The sequence below is a fragment of the Intrasporangium mesophilum genome (assembly GCF_054783095.1).
Genome location: NZ_BAAGRF010000058.1, coordinates 316357 through 337239, shown reverse-complemented (window position 1 = coordinate 337239; position 20883 = coordinate 316357). Strand labels below are relative to the sequence as shown.

The following is a 20883-nucleotide window of genomic DNA, read 5'->3' as shown; positions in this document are numbered from 1 at the left end:
ACGGCATACCCCCCGCAAACACACCCGGAAACCGTCACCTCGGCACAGTTGCAACTCGTAGGAGCTGGAGGTTTCCGGGTGTGTCGCGCGTGACGACGTGGTCGGGGGCGCTCGTCGACGCAACTAGACTGCTCGTCTTGTGGCACTCACCATCGGAATCGTCGGGCTCCCCAACGTCGGCAAGTCGACGCTCTTCAACGCGCTGACCAAGAACAACGTGCTCGCCGCGAACTACCCGTTCGCGACGATCGAGCCCAACGTCGGCGTCGTGCCCCTTCCGGACGCGCGGCTCGCGACCCTCGCCGGGATCTTCGGCTCCGAGCGGATCCTGCCGGCCACGGTGAGCTTCGTCGACATCGCCGGCATCGTCCGTGGCGCGAGCGTGGGGGAGGGCCTCGGCAACAAGTTCCTCGCCAATATCCGCGAGGCTGACGCGATCTGCCAGGTCGTGCGCGTCTTCGACGACGACGACGTCGCCCACGTCGACGGCAAGGTGGACCCGCGCTCCGACATCGAGACCATCGAGACCGAGCTCATCCTCGCGGACCTCCAGACGCTCGAGAAGGCCGTCCCCCGCCTCGACAAGGAGGTCAAGGGCAAGAAGGCCGACAAGGCCGTGCTCGACACCGCGCTCGCGGCGCAGCAGGTGCTCGAGGAGGGCAGGACGCTGTATGCCGCGGGGTCGGCTGCCGGGGTCGACCCGGCCCTCGCGCGCCAGCTGGGCCTGCTGACGACCAAGCCGTTCATCTACGTCTTCAACCTCGACGAGGACCAGCTCGCTGACGAGGACCTGAAGAAGGAGCTGGCCGTCTCGGTCGCGCCCGCCGACTCGGTCTTCCTCAACGCCAAGCTCGAGATGGACCTCATGGAGATGGAGCCCGACGAGGCGCTGGAGCTCCTGCAGAGCTTCGGCGCGGAGGAGTCCGGTCTCGACCAGCTCGCCCGCGTCGGCTTCCACACCCTCGGGCTGCAGACGTACCTCACTGCCGGGCCGAAGGAGTCGCGCGCCTGGACGATCGGCAAGGGCTGGACTGCTCCCCAGGCTGCCGGGGTCATCCACACCGACTTCCAGCGTGGGTTCATCAAGGCCGAGATCGTCGGCTATGACGATCTCGTGGCCGCCGGCACCATGAACGCCGCCAAGGCCGCCGGCAAGGTCCGGATCGAAGGCAAGGACTACGTCATGTCCGACGGCGACGTCGTCGAGTTCCGCTTCAACGTGTAACGGACGTCCTGTCGGACATAGGAAGTCCCGCGACCCGAACGACGTCGAGCTCGTATGCCGCTGCGCCGCCGGGCTTTGTATGTCGCCCGGGCCTCGCCGACAAGGCCCGACGATGTCAGCCCACGGCTCACTCACATTCGTCGCGGCTTGACCTGAGGTGCCTCGCCCGTCACCTGCTGAGGCAGCTGAAGGTGTGACCCGTTCGCGTCGACAAAGGCGACGTAGCACACCCCCGGGGAGAGGCAGTTCACAAAGACGATGCGGCCGTCGGGTGTCCATGCCGGCTGCGTGCTCCAGCCGTGCGCGCCCGCGAGGTGGGTCACCGCACGCACGTCAGAGCCGTCGGCCGCCATGGTGTAGACGTTCACGTCCTTCGTGGGTGCTTTTCCTTGCTGCTCAAGCAGATTCGTGGCATAGACGATGCGGCCGGTGCGCTGGTTCCAGTCTGCGAAGCCGGCGTCCGCCGACTTCGGAGTCAGGGTCCGGGGCCGCTGTGACGGGGGACCAGACGTGTTGACCACCGCAACCCTGTGCGAGACGAGAACGGAGTCTGCCTTGTTGCTGCTGGCCTCGTTCATGCTGAGGAGGAGGCGGTGGCCATCGCCCGACCAGCGCACGCGGTCGACGCCGTCGGAGCTGGCGGTGCTCTCGAACACCGTGCGCGTGCGACCCGTCGCGAGGTCGCCGACCGCCACCCCACCCGACGCCCACACGCCACGGGCCTCGTCGAAGCGGCCCCACACGAACGCAAGGCCCTTGCCATCGGGCGACCACGCCGGAGCGAACCGGATCGTGCACGCGGTGCCGCACTCGAAGACCTTTCTCGCGCCTGACCCGTCGCTGCGAGCGACCCACAGATGCGACTCGGGCGGGTCCGTCGGCTGCGTCCCGCGGATGACCTCGGTGAACGCGAACCGTGCCCCGTCGGGCGACCAGTCCGCGAGCCCGACCTCGTGGAAGCGTCCTGCCACATCGACGGTCGGGGCGGCCACATGTCGTCCGGTGCCGTCCTCCCTGACCATCTCGAGGTGGCCGGCCTGGACGAGAAGCCACGTGGACGACGGGTCGAGCGGGGTCGCCGTCGCGACTCCCATCGTGGCCCCGCCAGATGCCCCCGCCGTCGAGGGAGGGCTCGTGGCTGGAGGGCTCGCGGAGGCGGTCGTCGCGGCCGTGCTCGACGTCGACGAGCTCAGGTGGGCCGCCGCGGTGCCAAGACCCTCGGCCGGTCTGGGGTTCGGGGACCCGGACGAGCACGCCGCGAGCACAGCCGCCGCGAGAACCGACGCCACCGGGCCTAGGCGCCCCGGACGGGTCATGACAGACGCTGTCATCACGGCCTCCCATGGGTGATGCGCGCCCACCGTGGCGCGACCGGCTTCGAGGCCGGACCCACCGATGCGTCCGTCAGGCGTCCCGTCCAGCGTGGCACTGCCACGCCTCTCGTGAGGGGTGTTCGACGGATGCCAGGCAGTCAGGCAGGACTCAGGCTCGTCGCAGGGTGGGCGCAGGATGCACCCAGCCGGGCGGCATACATTTCCGGTGCGGCATACAGACGTGTCCGCGGGGACGCGCGGCCGGCGAGCTGCAGGAGGCACTGATGAACGCGCGACGAACCTCCGGCCTGGCCCTGGCCGCGTGCGCGACAACGGCGTTGGTCGCAGGCGCGGCGAGCGCCTCGGGCGCGCCCGAGACCGCAGCGACCGCGACGACTGCGGCGACCGCAACGACTGCGGCGACAACCACAGCGACCCCGGCCAGCCAGGCCCAGGCGGTCTTCAACCGGATGTCCACCGCTCAGCGGATCGGACAGCTGTTCATGGTGGGGGGCTCGGTCACAGGCCTCCCCTCGTCGACGCAGACCGCGATCACGACGTACCACGTCGGGAACCTCATCCTCACCGGTCGCACCACGGCGGGCGCCGCACCGGTGCGGGCCCTGACGAGCCGGGCGGACACGCTCACGACGAGCGCCGCGACGGCAGGGGTGCCGCTGTTCATCGCGACCGACCAGGAGGGCGGCTACGTCCAGGTGCTCCAGGGCTCGGGCTTCTCCAGGATGCCCACGGCGCTCACCCAGGGCACCTACAGCGACACGACGCTGACGGCCGACGCCACGACGTGGGGCCACCAGGTGTTCCGCGCCGGGGTCGACCTCAACCTCGCGCCGGTCATGGACACCGTCTCGAAGAGCTTCGCGCCCTACAACAAGCCGATCGGCTACTACTACCGCGAGTTCGGCTACACCCCGTCGGTCGTCGCGGACAAAGGCAGCGCCTTCCTGAAGGGTATGCGGTCCGCCGGGCTCGCCATGACGGCCAAGCACTTCCCCGGGCTGGGACGCGTCACCGGCAACACCGACACGACTGCAGGCGTGACCGACACCGTCACGACCCGGACCTCGGCGGACATCACCCCGTTCCGGTCGGCCGTCACCGCCGGAGCCCGGCTCGTCATGCTCTCGTCCGCCTACTACAGCAAGATCGACGCCGCCCGTCCCGCGGTGTTCTCACCGACGGTGATCTCCGGCATGATCCGCGGGGACCTGCACTTCACCGGCATCGTGGTCAGTGACGACCTCGGCAACGCCAAGCAGGTCCAGGCGTGGTCGCCGGGCAACCGGGCGATCGACTTCATCGGCGCCGGCGGTGACGTCGTCCTCACGGTCAACCCTGCCGTCCTCCCGGCGATGGTCAACGCGGTCACCAGCCGGGCGGCCTCGGACAGCGCGTTCCGCGCGAAGGTCAACACGGCGGCGCTGCGGGTCCTCACCGTCAAGGCTGAGGAAGGGCTGCTTGCGGCCCGCCTCCCGATCACCGGGAACCTCGGACCGCTGACCACGACGGCTTTGCAACGCTGGCTCGGTGTCACCCAGACGGGGACGCTGAACGTCGCCACGATCAAGGCCCTCCAGGCCCGGATCGGGATGGACGTCGTCGGCGCCTGGGGTCCGCGGTCGATGGCGGCCCTGCAGACCTACCTCGGCATCAGCCGCGACGGTGCGACGACCTGGAACGCCCGCACCGTCAAGCAGCTCCAGATGTACCTCAACACCCAGCTCTGACCCCGCGTCACGGAACGTCCACACCGGACGTGCTTCGCGTCCGCGACAGATCGGCCGTGTTGTGCACGTGCTCATCGGGAAGTACCGCCACATACCCGGCGACTCGACCCACGGCATGATGCTGGGCCACCCCTTGGGGGTGATGTGGTCCCGCGCGCTGGGGCCGGACGATGGAGCCCGGCACTCAAGCGTGAGGGGTTCGCTATGACGTGTGTGCGCACGGATGCGCCCGGGGGCGCATTCGACCTCGGGCTCGACCTCGGGGGCGATCGGCATGGCTGAGTCCGGGACCCCTGCGGGCACCGTCGCCGTCGAGGAGTCCACCGAGCCGCAGCGCGCCGGGCTCGTCCTCGTCGCGCTCATCGCCGTCGCCGCGGTCGCGAACCTCAACCTCTCGGTCGCCAACGTCGCCCTGCCCTCGATCGGACGGGCGTTCGACTCGTCCCAGACGACCCTCGACCTCATTGCCGTCGGATACTCGCTCGGCCTCGCGGCGTCGGTGCTCTACCTCGGCGCGGTCGGCGACCGCTACGGCCGCAAGCTGCTGCTCATCCTCGGGATGCTGCTCTCCGTCCCGGCGTGTCTCCTGGCCGCCTACGCTCCCTCCGACGGCGTGCTGTTCGTGGCGCGAGTCCTCGGAGGCGTGTCGGCCGGCATGGCGTACCCCACGACTCTCGCTCTGATCGCCGCTCTGTGGTCGGGACCGGGGCGCACCCGCTCGATCGCGCTGTGGTCGGCCGTCGGCGGCGGGATCGCCGCGCTCGGGCCGCTCGTGGCGGGGTTCCTGCTCGAGCGCTTCTGGTGGGGCTCGGTCTTCCTCATCACGCTCCCGCTCGCCGCCGTCGCGCTGGTCATGGCAGTCTTGCTCGTCCCCGCGCACGTCAACGAGACGACGGAGCCCGTCGACAACCTCGGGGGAGTGCTGTCGGTCGTGCTCGTCGGCGCACTGATCCTCGCCATCAACTTCGCCCCGGTCCCGAACAAGGGCACTCTCGCCCTGGGCCTGGCCCTCATCGCCGCCGCGACGCTCGTCGCCTTCATCCTCCGTCAGCGACGCGCCGCAAACCCGCTCTACGACCTCCACATCGCGGGGCGCCGCATCTTCTGGGTCGCCGCCTGTGCTGGGATCATCGTCTTCGGCTCGCTCATGGCGTCGGCCTTCGTCAGCCAGCAGTACCTGCAGAACGTCCTTGGCTACACGACCTTCGAGGCGGGCGCCGCGTTCCTTCCCGCGGTCGTGTTCATGATCCTCGTCGCTCCCCGCTCGGCGAAGCTCGTCGAGTCCGCCGGGTCGCGCTTCACCCTGCTGACCGGGTACGTGTTCCTGTTCCTCGCGTTCGTCTGGATGCTGCTCTTCTGGTCAGAGGGCAGCTCGTACTGGCAGATCGCGCTCGCGTACGCCTTCATCGGGATCGGCGTCGGCTTCGCCGGCACGCCGGCCTCGCACTCGCTCACCGGCGCGGTGCCGGTCCAGCGTGCCGGAATGGCGTCAGGCACCGCCGACCTGCAGCGCGACCTCGGGGGCGCGATCATGCAGTCGATCTTCGGCGCACTGCTCACCGCCGGGTATGCCGCTGCGGTCGCCGCGAGCATCGCCGCCGCCCCGAACGGGGCTGAGATCACCAGCAGCGTGCAGAACCAGCTGACCAAGTCGTTCGCCGGAGCCGAGGGCATCGCGCAGCAGTACCCTCAGTACTCCACCCAGATCATGGCTGGGGCGAAGTCGTCCTTCCTGTCGGGGGCCGACTGGGCTTACACCGCAGGCATCATCGCCATCCTCGTCGGCGCCGCGATCGTCTTCTTCCTCTTCCCGCGACACGACGGCGAGCTGCAGCTGCTGGCGGGATACGAGGCGCAGGATCAGGGCACGCGCCCGGCCGTTGAGAAGGCTTCAGGGGCGGCTGCCGGACAGGCCGCCGGGGCGGCTGCCGGACAGGCCGCCGGGGCGGCTGCCGGACAGGCCGCCGGACAGGCTGCAGACGGGGCTGCGGACCGGCCAGCTGGCCGGCCCGAGGACAGGCCGGAGGGCCCGGCGCACCTCGCGTGAGAGGAGCTGACGATGAGCACGACGAGCACCACGAGCGCACCGAGCCCGGAGCGCCCCAGCCGGTCGGAGCGCCTCAAGCCCGAGTCCCTGCGGGGCTACCAGAGGTCCTGGCTCCGCCCCGACATCCTCGCCGGGCTGACCCTGGCGGCGGTCGCGATCCCCGAGACCATGGGCTACACCTCGATCGCCCAGGTGCCGGTGATCACGGGCCTGTACACCGTGCTCTTCCCGGCGCTGGTCTTCGCGATCATCGGCTCGTCACGGCTGCTCGTCGTCGGTGCCGACTCGGCGACGGCCGCGATCCTCGCGGCCGGCCTGGCGACGATCGGGATCGCCGGGCTGACCCCCAACTCGCCCCAGTGGCTCGCCCTGACCTCCCTGACCGCGATCATGTGCGGAGTCCTGCTGCTGCTGGCCAGGCTGCTCCGGCTCGGCTTCCTCGGCGACTTCCTGTCGGCCTCGGTGCTCATCGGCTTCCTCACCGGCGTGGGGATCCAGGTCTTCACCGGCCAGATCCCCGACATGCTCGGGATCCCCAAGGGCAAGGGGAACTGGTTCGAGCAGCAGTGGTACACGCTGACACACCTCAGTGACACGAGTGGGATCACGCTGGCCTATGCACTGGGAGCGCTCGCGATCATCCTCGGGTTCAAGCGGTTCGTGCCGAAGGTCCCGGGCGCCATCGTGGCCGTGGTGCTCTCGATCATCCTTGCCACGGTCACGCAGGCCTCCTCGCACGGTGTGGCAGTCGTCGGCGCCATGCAGGGCGGCTTCCCACCGATCGGCCTGCCCCAGGGTGTCGGCTGGTCCGACATCCCCAAGCTCCTCACGGTCGCCTTCTCGTGCTTCGTCCTGATCATCGCCCAGAGCGCCGCCACCTCCCGCAGCTTCGCGACCCGGCACGGCCAGCGGGTCGACATCAACCGCGACATCGTCGGGCTCAGCGGCGCGAACCTCGCGGCCGGACTCAGCGGCACCTTCGTCGTCAACGGCAGCCCGACCAAGACCCAGATCCTCGACGAGCAGAAGGGCAAGACGCAGCTCGCCAACGCGACCATGGCCCTGGTCGTCCTCGTCATCGTGCTCTTCTTCACCGGAGCTCTGACCAACCTGCCCAAGCCCGTGCTCGGGGCGATCGTCTTCCTCATCGGTGTCGACCTCATCGACATCGCCGGCCTGAAGCGCGTCCGCAAGGCCAGGCCCAGTGAGTTCTACATCGCTGTGCTCACGGCGATCGTCGTCTTCGCCGTCGGCGTGGAGCAGGGCATCGTGCTGGCGGTCATCCTCTCCCTCGTCGAGATGGTGCGGCGGCAGTACCGTCCACACCGGTTCGTCATCGGCATCGACGCCGAGGGCCAGCCGATCTACACGCGCGCCGAGCAGGGCATGCAGAGCGCCCCCGGCCTGCTCGTCTTCCGCTACGACGCCGACCTGTTCTACGCCAACGCGAACCAGTTCTCGGACGGGGTCCAGCAGCTCATCACCAGCGCCCCGGACCCGGTGCGCTGGCTCGTCCTCGACTGCTCCTCGATCCCCGACGTCGACTACTCGGCCGGCGCCACACTCCACCAGCTCGTGACGTTCGTCCACAACCGCGGGGCGAACGTGGCCCTGGCCAACCTCGACCCCGACCTGCGGGCCACGCTCGAGAAGTTCGGGGTCCTGCAGATGCTCAACGTCGACCACATCTATCCGACCGTCGCGGACGCCGTCGCGGCTTTCCGCTCGTTGCCGCCGGGGCCTGGCCCCGACGGCCGGGCGACCCAGCCCAAGGAGGCCTGAGCGCGATGGTGCAGGCAACACACCCAGAGCACCCGGTCGGCGCGACCGACCACGTGCACCCGATGGAGGAGACGGCGCACCTGAGCGTCGACGAGCGCCGCGCGATCGGCAAGGAGGCGAGGGAGCGTGCGCCCCTGGAGGACCATGCCGGCTGGCGGCCGGCGGCCGGACGGCCCGACCCGGTCGCGCTGCTCGAGGCGCAGAACGCGATGCGTGAACCCGACCTCGTGCCGGTCCGGCACGGTCGGATGATGGCCTCGGCGTTCACCTTCTACCGAGGGTCGGCCGCGATCATGGCCTCGGACCTGGCCACCACGCCGACCGCCGGGCTCAGGGTGCAGCTCTGCGGCGACGCCCACCTGTCCAACTTCGGCGTCTACGCCTCGCCGGAGCGCCAGCTGCTCTTCGACCTCAACGACTTCGACGAGACGCTTCCGGGCCCCTTCGAGTTCGACGTCAAGCGGCTCGCCGCCAGCTTCGCGATCGCCTGCCGCAACAACGGTTTCAGCCCGGTCGACGTGCGCGACGTGTGTCTCATCGTGGGCCAGTCCTACCGGACGGCGATGGCGGAGTTCGCCGGCCAGGACACGCTGGACGTGTGGTACTCCCGCCTGTCCGAGGACGACCTCCGCCGGGGCATGGATGACGCGCGCCGGGCTCTGCTCAACTCCACCAAGGCGAAGGGCGAGTCGGCCGACTTCAAGGTCACCGGCGCGTCGATCAAGCAGGGTGAGGCGGCCTTGCGCAAGGCCCGCAGCCGCACGAACCTGCAGGCATTGTCCAAGCTCACCGAGGTGGTCGACGGGCGCCAGCGCATCGTGAGCCAGCCACCCGTGCTCATCCCGATGCGAGAGCTCGAGAAGTACTACGACCTCGACTTCGCCGACATCGAGGATGTCATCCGCCAGTTCTTCGAGCGGTACCGCGCGACGCTGAGCCTGAGCCGCCGGCAGCTGCTCAACCGGTACACGATCGTCGACGTCGCGAGGAAGGTCGTCGGGGTCGGGTCGGTCGGGACGCGTGCGTTCGTCGCGCTGCTCGAGGGCCGCGACGAGCGCGACCCGTTGTTCCTCCAGGTCAAGGAGGCCACCCGCTCGGTGCTCGAGGCGCACCTGCCCAGAAGCCAGTTCGCCGACGCCGGTGAGCGTGTCGTCCAAGGTCAGCAGCTGCTTCAGTCTGCCTCTGACATCTTCCTCGGCTGGTCCGCCGGCATCGAGACGGACCGGTTCTACTACTGGCGGCAGCTGCGTGACATGAAGGGGTCCGCAAGTGTGGAGACGATGATCCCGGCCGGGATGAGCTACTACGCCCGCATCTGTGGCTGGACCCTCGCCCGCGCGCACGCGCGCTCGGGCGACCCGGTGGCCATAGCGGCATACCTCGGGTCGAAGCGACGCTTCGACAAGGCGCTCGCGGAGTTCGCCGAGGAGTATGCCGACCAGAACGACCGCGACTACGCGGCATTCATGCACGCGATCAGCTCGGGCCAGATCGAAGCCCGCCAAGGGGTCTGAGGCATGGCCGACGCCTCGCCGCCGGTCGAGCCGGCCCCCGCAGCGGACGCGGCTTCACCGGCGGGCGTCGGCCGGCCGAAGAGCAGCAGGACGGGGATCAGCAAGCCCCCACGCAGGGTGCTGCTCATGGCGCTGCTGCGGTCCTCGTTGTCGGTCATCGTGGCGCTCGTGGTCTACGCGCTCATCCCGCTGGGAAGCTTCGACGAGGAGCGTTCGCTCTTGAAGTTCGTCCTCGGCGTGCTGCTCGTCATCGTGGTCCTGGGCATGCAGACCCGAGGCATCGTGGGCTCGCCGTACCCGCTGATCCGGACGGTGGAGGCCCTGGCGACGACCGGCCCGCTGTTCCTGCTCGTCTTCGCGAGCACGCATTACTCGATCGACACCGTCCAGCCGGGCAGCTACACCCAGGCGATGACGCGGCTCGATGCCCTTTACTACACGGTGACGACCTTCGCCACGGTCGGCTACGGCGACATCTCGCCGGTCTCGGAGGCCGCGCGGCTCGTGGCCACGGTGCAGATGCTCCTCGGGCTGATCTTCATCGGCCTCGTGGCGCGGGTCATCAGTGGCGCCGCGCAGCTCGGCCTGAAGCGGCGTCGTGAGGAGCGGGAGGGGCCCGACCAGGCCTGATGGCCCCAGCGACGGGCCCGCAGAAACCTCTCGAAGAATTTCTCGGAGATCCTGTAACACCGCCGACGGTTGGGCCGATGAAGCAGGCGTACGAGGCGCCAGTCGGACCCCCGAGCGACTGGCGCCTCGTCGCGTCTGCGCTACCGGTCCTCGCGGACCAGGGCGGCCAGCGACTCGGCCTCCTCCGCACAGGCGGGACATGCGCGCAGGTGGACCTGCATCTGCGGCATCGCCGTCGAGGCGGGGTCGGCCACGAGGAGCTCGACGTACTCGTCCATGAGCCGGAAGCAGTCGTCGCACGACAGCCACGGCTCGGTGTCGACCACGAGCTCGCGCGCCTGCGTGTCGGTCAGCTTGCGGATGCTCATGCCCCGCCTCCTTCGTCCTGCCCAGCAGTCCCCGGACCACCCGCACGCCGCGGCTCGAGGTGCCCAGAGGCCACGAGGTACGCCCGCACGCGGGTGCGTGCCACGTGAAGCGTCTTGTAGAGAGCGCCGCGGGTCGTGCCGAGGCGCTCGGCGAGCACGTCGATGGGCACCTCGTCGACGAGCAGCGCGACCGCGATCCGCCGCTGGTATGCCGTGAGGGCCACGTCGAGCGCGCGCCCGACCTCCGCGGCCAGCTCGGTCGCCACGGCCAGCTCGGCCGGTCCCGCGGCCGACCAGTGCAGGGTGTCCGGGTCTTCGAGCGGCACCTCGCGCCGCGACCATGCCTGCCGGCGCACCTCGGTCGCGGCCTGGAGGATGGCGAACTTGTACGCCCATGTCGTGAAGCGGCTGCGCCCTTCGAAGGTATGCAGCTTGGCCAGGAGCGCGACGACGGCGTCGTCCGCGGCCGCCACGGCCAGGTCGTCACGGTCGCGAGCGTCGAGCCCGGGCAGCTGGCCGCGCATCCGCGCGACCTGGTGCCGGCAACCGCGGACCATCAAGGCGTGCAGCTCGCGGACGGCATCCTCCCGCTCGTGTCCCAGGGACGCGAGCCGGGCCTCGAGGCTCCCGGCCGAGGACCGGTGCGTGCACCCCGTGTCCGCCGGCCGGTCCCAGGTGTCGGCGGGCATCGGCACAACGGTGGCGACGGGGTGGGCCGCACGGGTGTCGGGGTCCGCGGCCGTCATGAGGACCACTCATCGGGTCCGAGGATCCTGGACGCCAGCTCGGGAGGGCAGCCGCGGTCGACGAGCTGGAGCAAGGCGTGCACGTCGACCCGCGCCCGCGAGAGCCGCGTCGCCAGCGGCTCAGGGAAGCCCGCTTCGAGCAGCCGGCAGTGGCGCCACGCCGTCACGTCGGCAGGGGGGCCGTCCGAGCGGCATACCCGTGGTCGGGCGGGGCCGTGCGAGGCCTGTGGGCCTGAGGCGGTGTTGACGGTCATGACTGGTTGGCGTCCGTCCCGCCGCAGCTCTTACCGGCCAGGCGGTAAGAACTGCGCGGCCTGACACGCGAACGTCCTGTGACCACCTCGGCATCACCTCTTCGCCAGTGTCGGCAGGGGTGGTCACACCGGTCAACCCACGGCAGCCGTGACAGCAGATCCCGAGCGGGTGCCTCGACGAAGGAAGGTCACAGTGATGGTCACATCGATGATGGATGACCAGAGCACGTCCTCGCCCTCGCGCCGACGCCGTCGGCGCTTCACGTTCTCCGTCTCGGTCATGGGACTCGTGCTCGCCGCGCTGGCGCTCACGGTGCCGCGCAGTGCCGCCGGCGTCGTGCCCACGGCCTCGCACGCCTCGCACGCCTCGCACCACGCGGCAGCCACCACCTCCGCCCCAGCACGCGCCCTCACCGCCGCGCAGGCGTCACTGCACGACGCGATGCGCAAGCTGTGGGAGGACCACGTCACGTGGACCCGGCTCGCGATCGTCGCGTTCGCGGACGGCTCGGCCGGGTTCGGTCCGACCGCGAACAGGCTGCTGGCCAACCAGTCCGACATCGGGAAAGCCATCGCGACGTTCTATGGCGCGCAGGCCGGCTCCACGCTCACCGCGCTGCTCCACGACCACATCACCATCGCCGTCGAGCTGCTCCAGGCTGCCAAGGCCGGTGACACCGCGGCCTTCGCCGACGCGAAGACCCGGTGGTACGCCAACGCCGACCAGATCGCCGACGTCCTCGCCGCCGCCAACCCCAGGAACTGGCCGCAGGCGACGATGCGGGAGTCGATGCGCATGCACCTCGACCAGACGCTCGCCGAGGCGGCGGCCGAGCTGCACGGCGACTACGCGGCCAGCATCGCGGCATACGAGCAGGTCCACGCGCACATCCTCGCGATGGCCGACCTGCTCAGCGACGGGATCATGCGGCAGTTCCCGTCCCAGGTGCACTGACGACCTCGCCGCCGTCCACCCGCCCCACCCACACCCGACATCAACACCGCACCGACACCACACCGACGCCACACCACACCGACAAAGGAGCTGCTCGTGAGCCACACCACCACGCAGGCACCCGCCTCGACGACGCGTGACCTCGCATCGCCGACGTACCAGGCCTTCCTCATCCTGCGGAGCGCCTTCACCATCGCACCGATCCTCTTCGGCATCGACAAGTTCTTTGACTACATGGTCAGCTGGGACGCCTACCTGGCGCCCGGGTTCGCGTCGCTGTCGCCGTTCTCCGTGCACACGACCATGTACATCGTCGGAGTGGTCGAGATCGCTGCCGGTGTGGTCGTCGCACTGTGGCCGCGCATCGGGGCCCCGATCGTGGCGCTCTGGCTCCTCGGGATCATCGTCAACCTGCTGGTCCTCGGCGGCCACCTCGACATCGCCCTGCGCGACCTCGGCCTCTGTCTCGCGGCCATCGCCCTGGCTCGCCTCAGCATCGACCTCGACAAGAAATCCCCGATGGACGTGTAACGCATCCTGCCCCGCCTCCGATGGAGCGGGTGGAAGAGGCGCCATCTGGACCCCCGAGCGGGTGGCGCCTCTCTTCTTTTCCCGGGGTCCTCCCGTGACCCGTATGCCGTGTCCCGTGGCGCCGGGCTGTGGCCGTTGGGTGGGCCCTGCGCCGTAAGGTTGCCGCATGAGCGCGGTCAGCCTTCGCCCCGTGCGCGCCGGTGAGCTCACCGAGCCGCGCGACGCCGACACCGAGTTCGACGACTTCGGCCCGCGCCCGGGCTACGACCAGCCGCCACCGTGCCGTCTCGACGATCGGGGCAACCTGGCCGTGGTCGTCGACGGCGACCTGGCCGGCACCGTCAGCTGGATCTGGATGCAGTGGGGCCCGAACGCCGGCTCCCGCAACCCGATGATCGGCATCCACCTCGACGAGTGGGTGCGCGGGCGCGGCATCGGCACCGAGGCCCAACGGCTGCTCGTCGACCTGTTCTTCCGGCACACGAACACGAACCGCATCGAGGCCCACACGGACGTCGAGAACGTCGCCGAGCAGCGCGCCCTCGAGAAGGTCGGCTTCGCCAGCGAGGGCGTCATCCGCGGAGCGCAGTGGCGCAACGGCGCCTACCACGACGGGTATCTCTACTCGATCCTTCGGGCCGACTGGGCAGCCGCCCGCTGAGCCGCCGATTCCGGGCGCTCAGCGCGGGGTGATCACGAAGAACGGCAGGCCCTGGCACAGCGTGGCGAGCCATCCCGAGGTCGGCGTCTCGGCTCCGGACGCCCACGCATCCAGCGGAAGGTCCCGGATCAGGTCGCCAGTGACCCAGGTGGGGTCCGACGAGGTGACCACGCGCCCGGCAGCGTTGACGAGGACGCAGGTGCGCCCGACGCCGTCCATGATGTCGAGCGCGTGCTCCTCGAACCAGGCGACGAGGACGTCCGCCCCGATGACCCCGCCGAACAGCCCGCCCACGACCAGCGGTTGGGTGAAGGTCAGCGTGTACTGGTCGGTGCAGAGGTAGTCGACGTAAGGCCCCGTGACGTGACGATCGCCGGTCTCGAAAGGCCTTGCGTACCAAGGCAGCTGGGTGTAGTCGCGGAACCCGACGGCTCGCGGGTCGGTCTCCGCCGCCAGCTTGGCGATGGTCGCCGTGCCCGAGCGCGAGTCGGAGGTCCACCACTCCAGCCAGTACGCCGCGTCGCTGAGCAGGCCGGGCGCCATGACGACGCCGGCGCCGGCGACGGGAGTCCTGGGGTCCTCGAGCATGGCGCGGCAGTACCGCTCGATGTCGAGGTCGGCGCGCCGCGGGACCGCGCCGCTCAGCTGCCGGCGGACGAGCTCACCCAGCTCGTCGAGCTCGTCGAACAGCGCCCGACCGAAGTCACCGACCCACTGGGCCACGTCGGTGCCCGTTGTCGTCGCCGTCATGCCTGCCTCCTCGACCGGGTCGTCCGGTGCAGCCTCTTGACCGCCTCGAACAGCTCCCTGACATGATCCTCCGCGGCGGCGCGGGCCGCTGCGGGTTCGCCGGACGCGACCGCCTCGACGATCCGCTCGTGCGCGCGAACGCCGCCCACGTCGGCCGACCCGGCGCCCGGGTCGGCGTCAGCGAGCCAGAGCACGGGTCCGATCTCCCGCTGGAGCGAGAGCTCCTCGCGAGTGAGCCGCGCCGACTGCGCGGTCGCGGCCAGCTCGAGGTGGAAGGTGCCCTCGTGCCGGGGTATGCCGCTCGGCTCGCCCCGGTCGGGACGCCGGGACGCGAGCTGGTGCAGCCGCCTGAGGTCGTCCTGGTCGGCCCGCTCGGCGGCCAGCGCGGCGCAGTGGCCGCTCACGGCGCAGTAGTGGTCCGACAGGTCGCGAAGCTCGCCCAGGCCCACGCGGGCCAGCCGCGCCAGCAGGGCGGCGCGCCCACCGTCTTCCGGCGCCTTGACGAACGAGCCACCGCCGCGGCCGCGGCGCGTGACGATGAGGTCGTCCTCGCGCAGGGTGCCCAGAGCCTCACGCACGGTGACGGTGGCTACCCCGAACCGGTCGGCCAGGTCGCTCTCGGGCGGCAGCATGCTGCCGTCCGGCAGCAGGCCCAGGGCGATCGCCTCACCCAGCCGGCGGCGGACGGCCTCGGCGCGGCCCTCGGCGGGCAGCGGGGCGAACACGGCGGCATACGGCCCGAGGGGCAGGGACCGGTCCGCCATGACACCACCTCCTAACAGTTTGGTGATTCCCCTTGCGCGTAAACATATGGACCCATACCTTTTCCGTCCAGCAGGCCGAACACACCCGAGGAGCACCATGACCGGGCAGGACACCCCGGCGATCCGCCTTCGCCGGCTGCGCAAGGAGTTCACCGGCACCCCGCCGGTCGTCGCCGTCGACGACATCGACCTCGACGTGCGGGGCGGCGAGTTCTTCTCCATGCTCGGGCCCTCGGGGTCCGGCAAGACGACCGTGCTGCGCATGATCGCGGGGTTCGAGGAGCCGACGTCCGGCGTCGTCGAGCTCGAGGGCGTGGACGTGACCCAGCGCCAGCCCTACGACCGCGACGTCAACACGGTCTTCCAGGACTACGCCCTCTTCCCGCACATGAGCGTGGCCGAGAACGTCGAGTACGGCCTGCTCGTCAAGAAGGTCGGCCGATCCGAGCGGCGCACCCGCGTCGGCGAGGCGCTCGAGCAGGTCCGGCTCGGCGACCACGGCAAGCGCCGGCCGTCCCAGCTCTCCGGCGGCCAGCGGCAGCGGGTCGCGCTGGCCCGCGCACTCGTCAACCGGCCGAAGGTCCTCCTGCTCGACGAGCCGCTCGGCGCCCTCGACCTCAAGCTGCGCGAGCAGATGCAGGTCGAGCTGAAGGGCATCCAGCGCGACGTCGGCATCACGTTCCTCTTCGTCACCCACGACCAGGAGGAGGCGCTCACCCTGTCCGACCGCATCGCGGTCTTCAACGCCGGCCGCATCGAGCAGGTCGGCACGGCCCACGAGGTCTACGAGAGCCCGCAGTCGGCGTTCGTCGCCGGCTTCGTGGGCACCTCGAACCTGCTCACGGGTGCGGCCGCCCGGGCCGTCATCAAGCGCGACGGGTCGTTCGCGATCCGCCCCGAGAAGCTCTCGGTCGCCCCGGCCGGCGCGACGGTGGGGGCCGGTGAGCTGCATGCCGACGGGACGCTCGAGGAGGTCGTCTACGGCGGGCCGGTCACGCGCTACGTCGTCGCACTCGCTGCCGGGGGCCGGCTCACGGCCCTCGAGCAGAACACGGGGTCACGCACTGGTGGTGCCGCGCTGCGGCGCGGGGACCGGGTCGTGCTCATCTGGAACAGCGAGCACGTCATCGACGTGCCCGCACCGCCGGCGCTCGAAAGAACGGCGGCGCCTGAGCCGTCAGCGCCCGAATCATCAACGCTCCACTCGTCAACACCATGAAGGAGATCGGCGTGCGTACGTCAAGGAAGTCCCTCCTCGGGACCGTCGCGGTCGTGGCCGTCCTTGCCCTCGCGGGCTGCGGCAGCTCGACCCCATCCACTACCGGGGGGACCGGCGGCACCGGTGCGGCCGGCGGCATGCAGGTGCCCGACCTCAAGGCACTGGACAAGCTCGGCACACCCGAGGGCGAGGTCAACGTGCTCGCGTGGCCCGGCTATGTCGAGGACGGCAGCAACGACCCCAAGGTCGACTGGGTCACCGACTTCGAGAAGTCGTCCGGGTGCAAGGTCAACATCAAGACGTTCGGCACCTCGGACGAGGCGGTGCAGCTGATGCGCACCGGCCAGTACGACACGGTCTCGGCCTCGGGCGACGCCACCCTTCGGCTCATCGCGGCAGGCGATGTCGAGCCGGTCAACACCTCGCTCATCACGAACTACCCCGACATCTTCGACTCGCTGAAGATGAAGCCCTGGAACTCCGTCAACGGGGTCGCCTACGGCATCCCGCACGGCCGCGGCGCGAACCTGCTCATGTACCGCACCGACCTCGTCAAGCCCGCCCCCGACTCGTGGGGCGCCGTGTTCGACCAGGCCGGCGCCCAGAAGGGCCACGTCACGGCATACGACTCGCCGATCTACATCGCCGACGCGGCCCTCTACCTCATGGCGACCAAGCCCGACCTCGGGATCAAGGACCCGTACGCGCTCGACGACACGCAGCTCGCTGCGGCGGTCGACCTGCTCAAGGCGCAGAAGGCCAACGTCAGCGAGTACTGGTCTGACTACCTCAAGGAGGTCCAGGCCTTCAAGAACGGCACGTCGACCGTAGGCACCACCTGGCAGGTCATCGCCAACGTCGCCCAGGCGGACAAGACGCCCGTCGAGGCAATCCTCCCGAAGGAGGGGGCGACCGGCTGGTCCGACACCTGGATGGTCTCGGCCAAGTCGCAGCACAAGACGTGCGCGTACAAGTTCATCGACCACATCGTTTCGCCGAAGGTCAATGCGGCGATCGCCGAGTACTTCGGCGAGGCTCCGGCCAACCGCAAGGCCTGCGCCGAGACGGTCGACAAGAACCACTGCGCGACGTACCACGCCGAGGACGAGGCCTACTTCAGCAAGGTCCACTACTGGACCACGCCCATCTCGACCTGCCTCGACGGCCGGACCGACGTCAAGTGCACCGACTACGCGACGTGGACCAAGGCCTGGACCGAGATCCGCAACAGCTGACGGGCGAGCCGTCCCGGGACCGGCGTCGGCCCCGGGACGGCACCCGCCGGCATACGGGCTCCAGACCGTCGAGAACACTGTCGAGAACACGGAGGTGGACCACATGAGGAACCGCAGGGGGCTCGCAGCACTGCTCGCCCCGCCACTGCTGTGGCTCGTCGTGGTCTACCTCGGGGCGCTCGCCGTCATCTTCGCGACGGCCTTCTTCACGACCGACCCGTTCACGAACCAGGTCATCCCGACCTTCACCCTCGAGAACTTCCGGGAGATCCTCAGCCCGACGTATGCCGGCATCATCGGGCGCACGCTGCTGATCGCCGTGCTCGTCACCGTGCTGTGCATCGTTGTCGCGGTCCCGTTCGCGTTCTTCATGGCCCGGGTCGCGCCGCGACGCCTGCGCGGCTTGCTGCTCGCGGCGGTGCTCGTCCCGCTCTGGGCGAGCTACCTCGTCAAGGCCTATGCGTGGCGGACCATGCTCCAGCCCGGCGGCGTGTTCGACAGCGCCTTCGGCGCGACCCCCGGGTTCGGCCTGGCCGCAGTCGTGCTCACCCTGAGCTACCTGTGGCTGCCGTACATGATCCTGCCGGTCTATGCCGCGTTCGAGCGCCTCCCGGAGAGCCATCTCGAGGCCTCGGCCGACCTCGGTGCGCGGCCCGCGACGACGTTCCGAAAGGTCGTCGTGCGCTCGCTCATGCCGGCGATCGCGGCCGGCTCGATCTTCACCTTCTCGCTCAGCCTTGGGGACTACATCGCCGTGTCCATCGTCGGCGGCAAGCTCCAGGTGCTCGGCACCACGGTGCTGCAGAACATCACCCTCGACCTGCCTTTCGCCGCTGCCCTTGGCACGTCGTCGGTCGTGATCATGGTCCTCTACCTGGTCGCGGTGCGGCGCACCGGCGCGCTGGACAACCTCTGAGGAGTGGACTGATGAGACTCGGACGAGGGACGAAGGTGCTCCTCACGGTGTTCGCGACGCTCGTGCTCACCTTCGTCTACGTGCCGATCGTCGTGGTGACGGTCAACTCGTTCAACAGCGACCGCACGTTCGGCTGGCCGCCGCCTGGCTTCACCACCCAGTGGTGGCATGCGGCGCTGCAGGCTCAGGGCCCGCGGGACGCGTTCCTCATGTCGGTCAAGGCAGGCCTCGGAGCGACGGCCATCGCCCTGCTGCTCGGGACCCTGCTCGCCCTCGCGCTGAGCCGGTACGCCTTCTTCGGCAGGCACGCGATCTCGATGCTCATCGTGCTGCCCATCGCGCTGCCCGGGATCGTCACCGGCATCGCGCTCCAGTCGGCGATCCAGGGTGTGCTCACGCCCATCTTCGGCATCGGCGCAGGGCTGTTCACGATCATCGTCGGCCACGCCACCTTCTGCATCGTCATCGTCTTCAACAACGTGACGGCACGCCAGCGGCGGCTCGGAGCGTCGCTCGAGCAGGCATCGGCCGACCTCGGCGCCAGGCCCTTCACGACCTTCCGACGGGTGACCTTCCCGCTGCTGCGTTCCAGCCTGCTCGCGGGCGCACTGCTCGCCTTCGCCCTCAGCTTCGACGAGATCGTCGTGACGACCTTCACGGCCGGCCCGGACAGCCCGACGCTGCCGATCTGGATCTTCAACAACCTCTTCCGGCCCAACCAGGCCCCGGTCGTCAACGTCATCGCCGTGGTGCTGATCGTGCTGTCGATCATCCCGGTGTGGCTGGCGCAGCGGCTCGCCGGCGCCGACGCGGCCGAGAGCCGCCTCTAGCCCAACACGCAGGCGCCCACCCGACCGGCCCCCACCTGCTCGAGTGGGCGCCCCGTCTCACCCGTCACACGGGGGGCCATACACAGGGCTCTGGGGCCGGTGGGACGCAGCGGCCACTCGACGGGGGTGGGGGTGTGGGTCTAGTGAGCGCCCCGTCTCACCCGTCACACGGGGGCACACACCGGGGTTTGGGGCCGGTGGGACGCAGCGGCCACTCGACGGGGGTGGGGTGTGGGTCGAGTGAGCGCCCCGTCTCACCCGTCACACGGGGGGGCCATACACAGGGCTCTGGGGCCGGTGGGACGCAGCGGCCACTCGACGGGGGTGCGGGGTCTGGGTCGAGTGGGCGCCCCGTCTCACCCGTCTCACCCGTCTCACCGGGGCTGGGGCCGGTGGGACGCAGCGGCCACTCGACTGGGGTGGGGGTGTGGGTCGAGTGAGCGCCCCGTCTCACCCGTCTCACCCGTCACACGGGGGGCCATACACAGGGCTCTGGGGCCGGTGGGACGCAGCGCACACTCGACGCGGGTGCGGGGTCGGGGTCGAGTGGGCGCCCCGTCTCACCCGTCACACGCGTGCTCGGGGTCAGATGGCGCAGCCGTCGGGGCCGCAGGCCGCGTCGCCGGCGGCCGAGCCTGTGCTGGCGTCGAGCATGACGAGCGGATGCGTCTCGCGCCAGACCTGGTCGAGCGCCTGGCCGAACAGCTCGGCCGGCTGGGCACCGGAGATGCCGTACTTGTCGTCGAGCACGAAGAACGGCACGCCCCGGATCCCGATCTTCTGAGCTGCCTGGATGTCGGCGACGACGGCGCCCCGGTAGGTGTGCTCGCTCAGGGTGCGGACGATCTCCTCCCGGTCGAGGCCCGCCTCGGTGCCGATGCGCACGAGCACCTCGCGGTCGCCGATGTCCTCACCATGCTCGAAGTGGGCCGAAAGGAGTGCCTCCTTGACGGCGTCGCCGAGCGCATGTGCCTTGGCGAGGTGGAGCAGCTCATGGCCCGGGAAGCTGTTGGCCACGACGACCGAGTCGAAGTCGTAGGCCAAGCCCTCATCGGCCGCGATCGCCGTGACCTGGTCGAACATCTGCCTCACCTGGCCGCGGGACATCCCCTTGCGGTCGACCAGGTAGTCCAGCTCGGTGCCGTCGTGGTGGTCGGGGAGCGTGGGGTCGAGCTGGTAGCTGCGCCAGTGCACCTCGACGTCGTCGCGGTGCGGGAACTGCGCGAGCGCGCTCTCGAAGCGGCGCTTGCCGATGTAGCACCACGGGCAGGCGATATCGGACCAGATCTCCACCTTCATGGAACGTTCAACCAAAGCCGCGCCCGATTCGTTCCCTCCGCAGCCATCGGCCGACCAGTGAGGCCCCTCACCGCCTTACCCCGCAACACACCCGGA

General features: G+C 70.0%; 21 protein-coding genes. 14 read left to right on the top strand and 7 right to left on the bottom strand.

Going from position 1 to position 20883, the window contains the following annotated elements; genetic code table 11:
• The first annotated feature begins 139 nt into the window (after window positions 1-139).
• Complete coding sequence (gene ychF, locus ACYVLP_RS26870; protein WP_460630325.1) at window positions 140-1225, top strand: redox-regulated ATPase YchF; 1086 nt, start codon at window positions 140-142, stop codon at window positions 1223-1225.
• Window positions 1226-1356: 131 nt separating this feature from the next.
• Here the strand turns inward: ychF and ACYVLP_RS26865 are convergent, their stop codons facing one another.
• Window positions 1357-2319 carry a hypothetical protein gene (locus ACYVLP_RS26865; RefSeq protein ID WP_460630324.1) on the bottom strand — a complete coding sequence of 321 codons (963 nt, stop codon included), beginning with the start codon at window positions 2317-2319 and terminating at the stop codon, window positions 1357-1359.
• Window positions 2320-2359: 40 nt separating this feature from the next.
• Between ACYVLP_RS26865 and ACYVLP_RS26860 the strand changes: the two genes are divergently transcribed.
• From ACYVLP_RS26860 to ACYVLP_RS26835, 6 genes are all read left to right on the top strand, one after another.
• Window positions 2360-2575 carry a hypothetical protein gene (locus ACYVLP_RS26860; protein WP_460630323.1) on the top strand — a complete coding sequence of 72 codons (216 nt, stop codon included), beginning with the start codon at window positions 2360-2362 and terminating at the stop codon, window positions 2573-2575.
• A 247-nt stretch (window positions 2576-2822) separates the two neighbouring features.
• Window positions 2823-4286 (top strand): glycoside hydrolase family 3 N-terminal domain-containing protein, encoded by a 1464-nt coding sequence (locus tag ACYVLP_RS26855; protein ID WP_460630322.1) that lies wholly within the window; start codon window positions 2823-2825, stop codon window positions 4284-4286.
• Window positions 4287-4560: 274 nt separating this feature from the next.
• Window positions 4561-6333, top strand: a complete 1773-nt coding sequence (locus ACYVLP_RS26850) for an MFS transporter (protein ID WP_460630321.1) — start codon at window positions 4561-4563, stop codon at window positions 6331-6333.
• 12 nt (window positions 6334-6345) lie between these two features.
• Window positions 6346-8115 (top strand): SulP family inorganic anion transporter, encoded by a 1770-nt coding sequence (locus tag ACYVLP_RS26845; RefSeq protein WP_460630320.1) that lies wholly within the window; start codon window positions 6346-6348, stop codon window positions 8113-8115.
• A 5-nt stretch (window positions 8116-8120) separates the two neighbouring features.
• Window positions 8121-9629, top strand: coding sequence for a DUF2252 domain-containing protein (locus ACYVLP_RS26840; protein WP_460630319.1), 1509 nt, complete (start codon window positions 8121-8123; stop codon window positions 9627-9629).
• Window positions 9630-9632: 3 nt separating this feature from the next.
• Complete coding sequence (locus ACYVLP_RS26835; protein ID WP_460630318.1) at window positions 9633-10259, top strand: potassium channel family protein; 627 nt, start codon at window positions 9633-9635, stop codon at window positions 10257-10259.
• 140 nt (window positions 10260-10399) lie between these two features.
• Here the strand turns inward: ACYVLP_RS26835 and ACYVLP_RS26830 are convergent, their stop codons facing one another.
• The 3 genes from ACYVLP_RS26830 to ACYVLP_RS26820 are packed head-to-tail and all read right to left on the bottom strand — an operon-like array spanning window position 10400 to window position 11627.
• Entirely contained in the window at window positions 10400-10627 is a 228-nt protein-coding gene (locus ACYVLP_RS26830; RefSeq protein WP_460630317.1) for a hypothetical protein, read from the bottom strand.
• A complete protein-coding gene (locus ACYVLP_RS26825) occupies window positions 10624-11316 on the bottom strand; it encodes an RNA polymerase sigma factor (protein WP_460630316.1) in 693 nt (230 codons plus the stop codon). Before ACYVLP_RS26825 ends, ACYVLP_RS26830 begins: the two co-directional genes overlap by 4 nt.
• Before the next feature lie 53 nt (window positions 11317-11369).
• Window positions 11370-11627 carry a hypothetical protein gene (locus ACYVLP_RS26820; RefSeq protein WP_460630315.1) on the bottom strand — a complete coding sequence of 86 codons (258 nt, stop codon included), beginning with the start codon at window positions 11625-11627 and terminating at the stop codon, window positions 11370-11372.
• A 208-nt stretch (window positions 11628-11835) separates the two neighbouring features.
• Here ACYVLP_RS26820 and ACYVLP_RS26815 point away from each other — a divergent pair, with 208 nt between their 5' ends.
• From ACYVLP_RS26815 to ACYVLP_RS26805, 3 genes are all read left to right on the top strand, one after another.
• Window positions 11836-12582, top strand: a complete 747-nt coding sequence (locus tag ACYVLP_RS26815) for a hypothetical protein (protein ID WP_460630314.1) — start codon at window positions 11836-11838, stop codon at window positions 12580-12582.
• A gap of 96 nt (window positions 12583-12678) precedes the next feature.
• Complete coding sequence (locus ACYVLP_RS26810) at window positions 12679-13113, top strand: hypothetical protein (protein ID WP_460630313.1); 435 nt, start codon at window positions 12679-12681, stop codon at window positions 13111-13113.
• 166 nt (window positions 13114-13279) lie between these two features.
• Window positions 13280-13774 (top strand): GNAT family N-acetyltransferase, encoded by a 495-nt coding sequence (locus ACYVLP_RS26805; protein WP_460630312.1) that lies wholly within the window; start codon window positions 13280-13282, stop codon window positions 13772-13774.
• 18 nt (window positions 13775-13792) lie between these two features.
• On the opposite strand, the gene ACYVLP_RS26800 is transcribed toward ACYVLP_RS26805, so the two are convergent.
• Window positions 13793-14524, bottom strand: coding sequence for a cache domain-containing protein (locus ACYVLP_RS26800; protein WP_460630311.1), 732 nt, complete (start codon window positions 14522-14524; stop codon window positions 13793-13795).
• On the bottom strand, window positions 14521-15288 hold the full coding sequence (locus tag ACYVLP_RS26795; RefSeq protein WP_460630310.1) for a FadR/GntR family transcriptional regulator: 768 nt from the start codon (window positions 15286-15288) through the stop codon (window positions 14521-14523). The genes ACYVLP_RS26800 and ACYVLP_RS26795 overlap by 4 nt, the downstream gene beginning before the upstream one ends.
• Window positions 15289-15385: 97 nt before the next feature.
• Between ACYVLP_RS26795 and ACYVLP_RS26790 the strand changes: the two genes are divergently transcribed.
• The 4 genes from ACYVLP_RS26790 to ACYVLP_RS26775 all read left to right on the top strand — a co-directional run bounded on the left by ACYVLP_RS26790 (window position 15386) and on the right by ACYVLP_RS26775 (window position 19488).
• On the top strand, window positions 15386-16507 hold the full coding sequence (locus tag ACYVLP_RS26790; RefSeq protein ID WP_460630309.1) for an ABC transporter ATP-binding protein: 1122 nt from the start codon (window positions 15386-15388) through the stop codon (window positions 16505-16507).
• 11 nt (window positions 16508-16518) lie between these two features.
• Window positions 16519-17742: an ABC transporter substrate-binding protein gene (locus ACYVLP_RS26785; RefSeq protein WP_460630308.1), complete on the top strand. Its 1224-nt coding sequence runs from the start codon at window positions 16519-16521 to the stop codon at window positions 17740-17742.
• Window positions 17743-17845: 103 nt separating this feature from the next.
• Window positions 17846-18658 carry an ABC transporter permease gene (locus ACYVLP_RS26780; protein ID WP_460630307.1) on the top strand — a complete coding sequence of 271 codons (813 nt, stop codon included), beginning with the start codon at window positions 17846-17848 and terminating at the stop codon, window positions 18656-18658.
• Between the two features lie 11 nt (window positions 18659-18669).
• Complete coding sequence (locus ACYVLP_RS26775; RefSeq protein WP_460630306.1) at window positions 18670-19488, top strand: ABC transporter permease; 819 nt, start codon at window positions 18670-18672, stop codon at window positions 19486-19488.
• 585 nt (window positions 19489-20073) lie between these two features.
• Here ACYVLP_RS26775 and ACYVLP_RS26770 read toward each other — a convergent pair.
• Entirely contained in the window at window positions 20074-20787 is a 714-nt protein-coding gene (locus ACYVLP_RS26770) for a DsbA family oxidoreductase (RefSeq protein ID WP_460630305.1), read from the bottom strand.
• Window positions 20788-20883 lie beyond the last annotated feature (96 nt).

Coding starts and splice junctions, on each gene's coding strand:
- ACYVLP_RS26830 (WP_460630317.1), bottom strand. CDS start 10,627: ATGAGCATCCGCAAGCTGACCGACACGCAGGCGCGCGAGCTCGTGGTC.
- ACYVLP_RS26790 (WP_460630309.1), top strand. CDS start 15,386: ATGACCGGGCAGGACACCCCGGCGATCCGCCTTCGCCGGCTGCGCAAG.
- ACYVLP_RS26775 (WP_460630306.1), top strand. CDS start 18,670: ATGAGACTCGGACGAGGGACGAAGGTGCTCCTCACGGTGTTCGCGACG.
- ACYVLP_RS26835 (WP_460630318.1), top strand. CDS start 9,633: ATGGCCGACGCCTCGCCGCCGGTCGAGCCGGCCCCCGCAGCGGACGCG.
- ACYVLP_RS26820 (WP_460630315.1), bottom strand. CDS start 11,627: ATGACCGTCAACACCGCCTCAGGCCCACAGGCCTCGCACGGCCCCGCC.
- ACYVLP_RS26850 (WP_460630321.1), top strand. CDS start 4,561: ATGGCTGAGTCCGGGACCCCTGCGGGCACCGTCGCCGTCGAGGAGTCC.
- ACYVLP_RS26780 (WP_460630307.1), top strand. CDS start 17,846: ATGAGGAACCGCAGGGGGCTCGCAGCACTGCTCGCCCCGCCACTGCTG.
- ACYVLP_RS26865 (WP_460630324.1), bottom strand. CDS start 2,319: ATGGGAGTCGCGACGGCGACCCCGCTCGACCCGTCGTCCACGTGGCTT.
- ACYVLP_RS26855 (WP_460630322.1), top strand. CDS start 2,823: ATGAACGCGCGACGAACCTCCGGCCTGGCCCTGGCCGCGTGCGCGACA.
- ACYVLP_RS26800 (WP_460630311.1), bottom strand. CDS start 14,524: ATGACGGCGACGACAACGGGCACCGACGTGGCCCAGTGGGTCGGTGAC.
- ACYVLP_RS26825 (WP_460630316.1), bottom strand. CDS start 11,316: ATGCCCGCCGACACCTGGGACCGGCCGGCGGACACGGGGTGCACGCAC.
- ACYVLP_RS26805 (WP_460630312.1), top strand. CDS start 13,280: ATGAGCGCGGTCAGCCTTCGCCCCGTGCGCGCCGGTGAGCTCACCGAG.
- ACYVLP_RS26840 (WP_460630319.1), top strand. CDS start 8,121: ATGGTGCAGGCAACACACCCAGAGCACCCGGTCGGCGCGACCGACCAC.
- ACYVLP_RS26795 (WP_460630310.1), bottom strand. CDS start 15,288: ATGGCGGACCGGTCCCTGCCCCTCGGGCCGTATGCCGCCGTGTTCGCC.
- ACYVLP_RS26770 (WP_460630305.1), bottom strand. CDS start 20,787: ATGAAGGTGGAGATCTGGTCCGATATCGCCTGCCCGTGGTGCTACATC.
- ACYVLP_RS26815 (WP_460630314.1), top strand. CDS start 11,836: ATGATGGATGACCAGAGCACGTCCTCGCCCTCGCGCCGACGCCGTCGG.
- ACYVLP_RS26845 (WP_460630320.1), top strand. CDS start 6,346: ATGAGCACGACGAGCACCACGAGCGCACCGAGCCCGGAGCGCCCCAGC.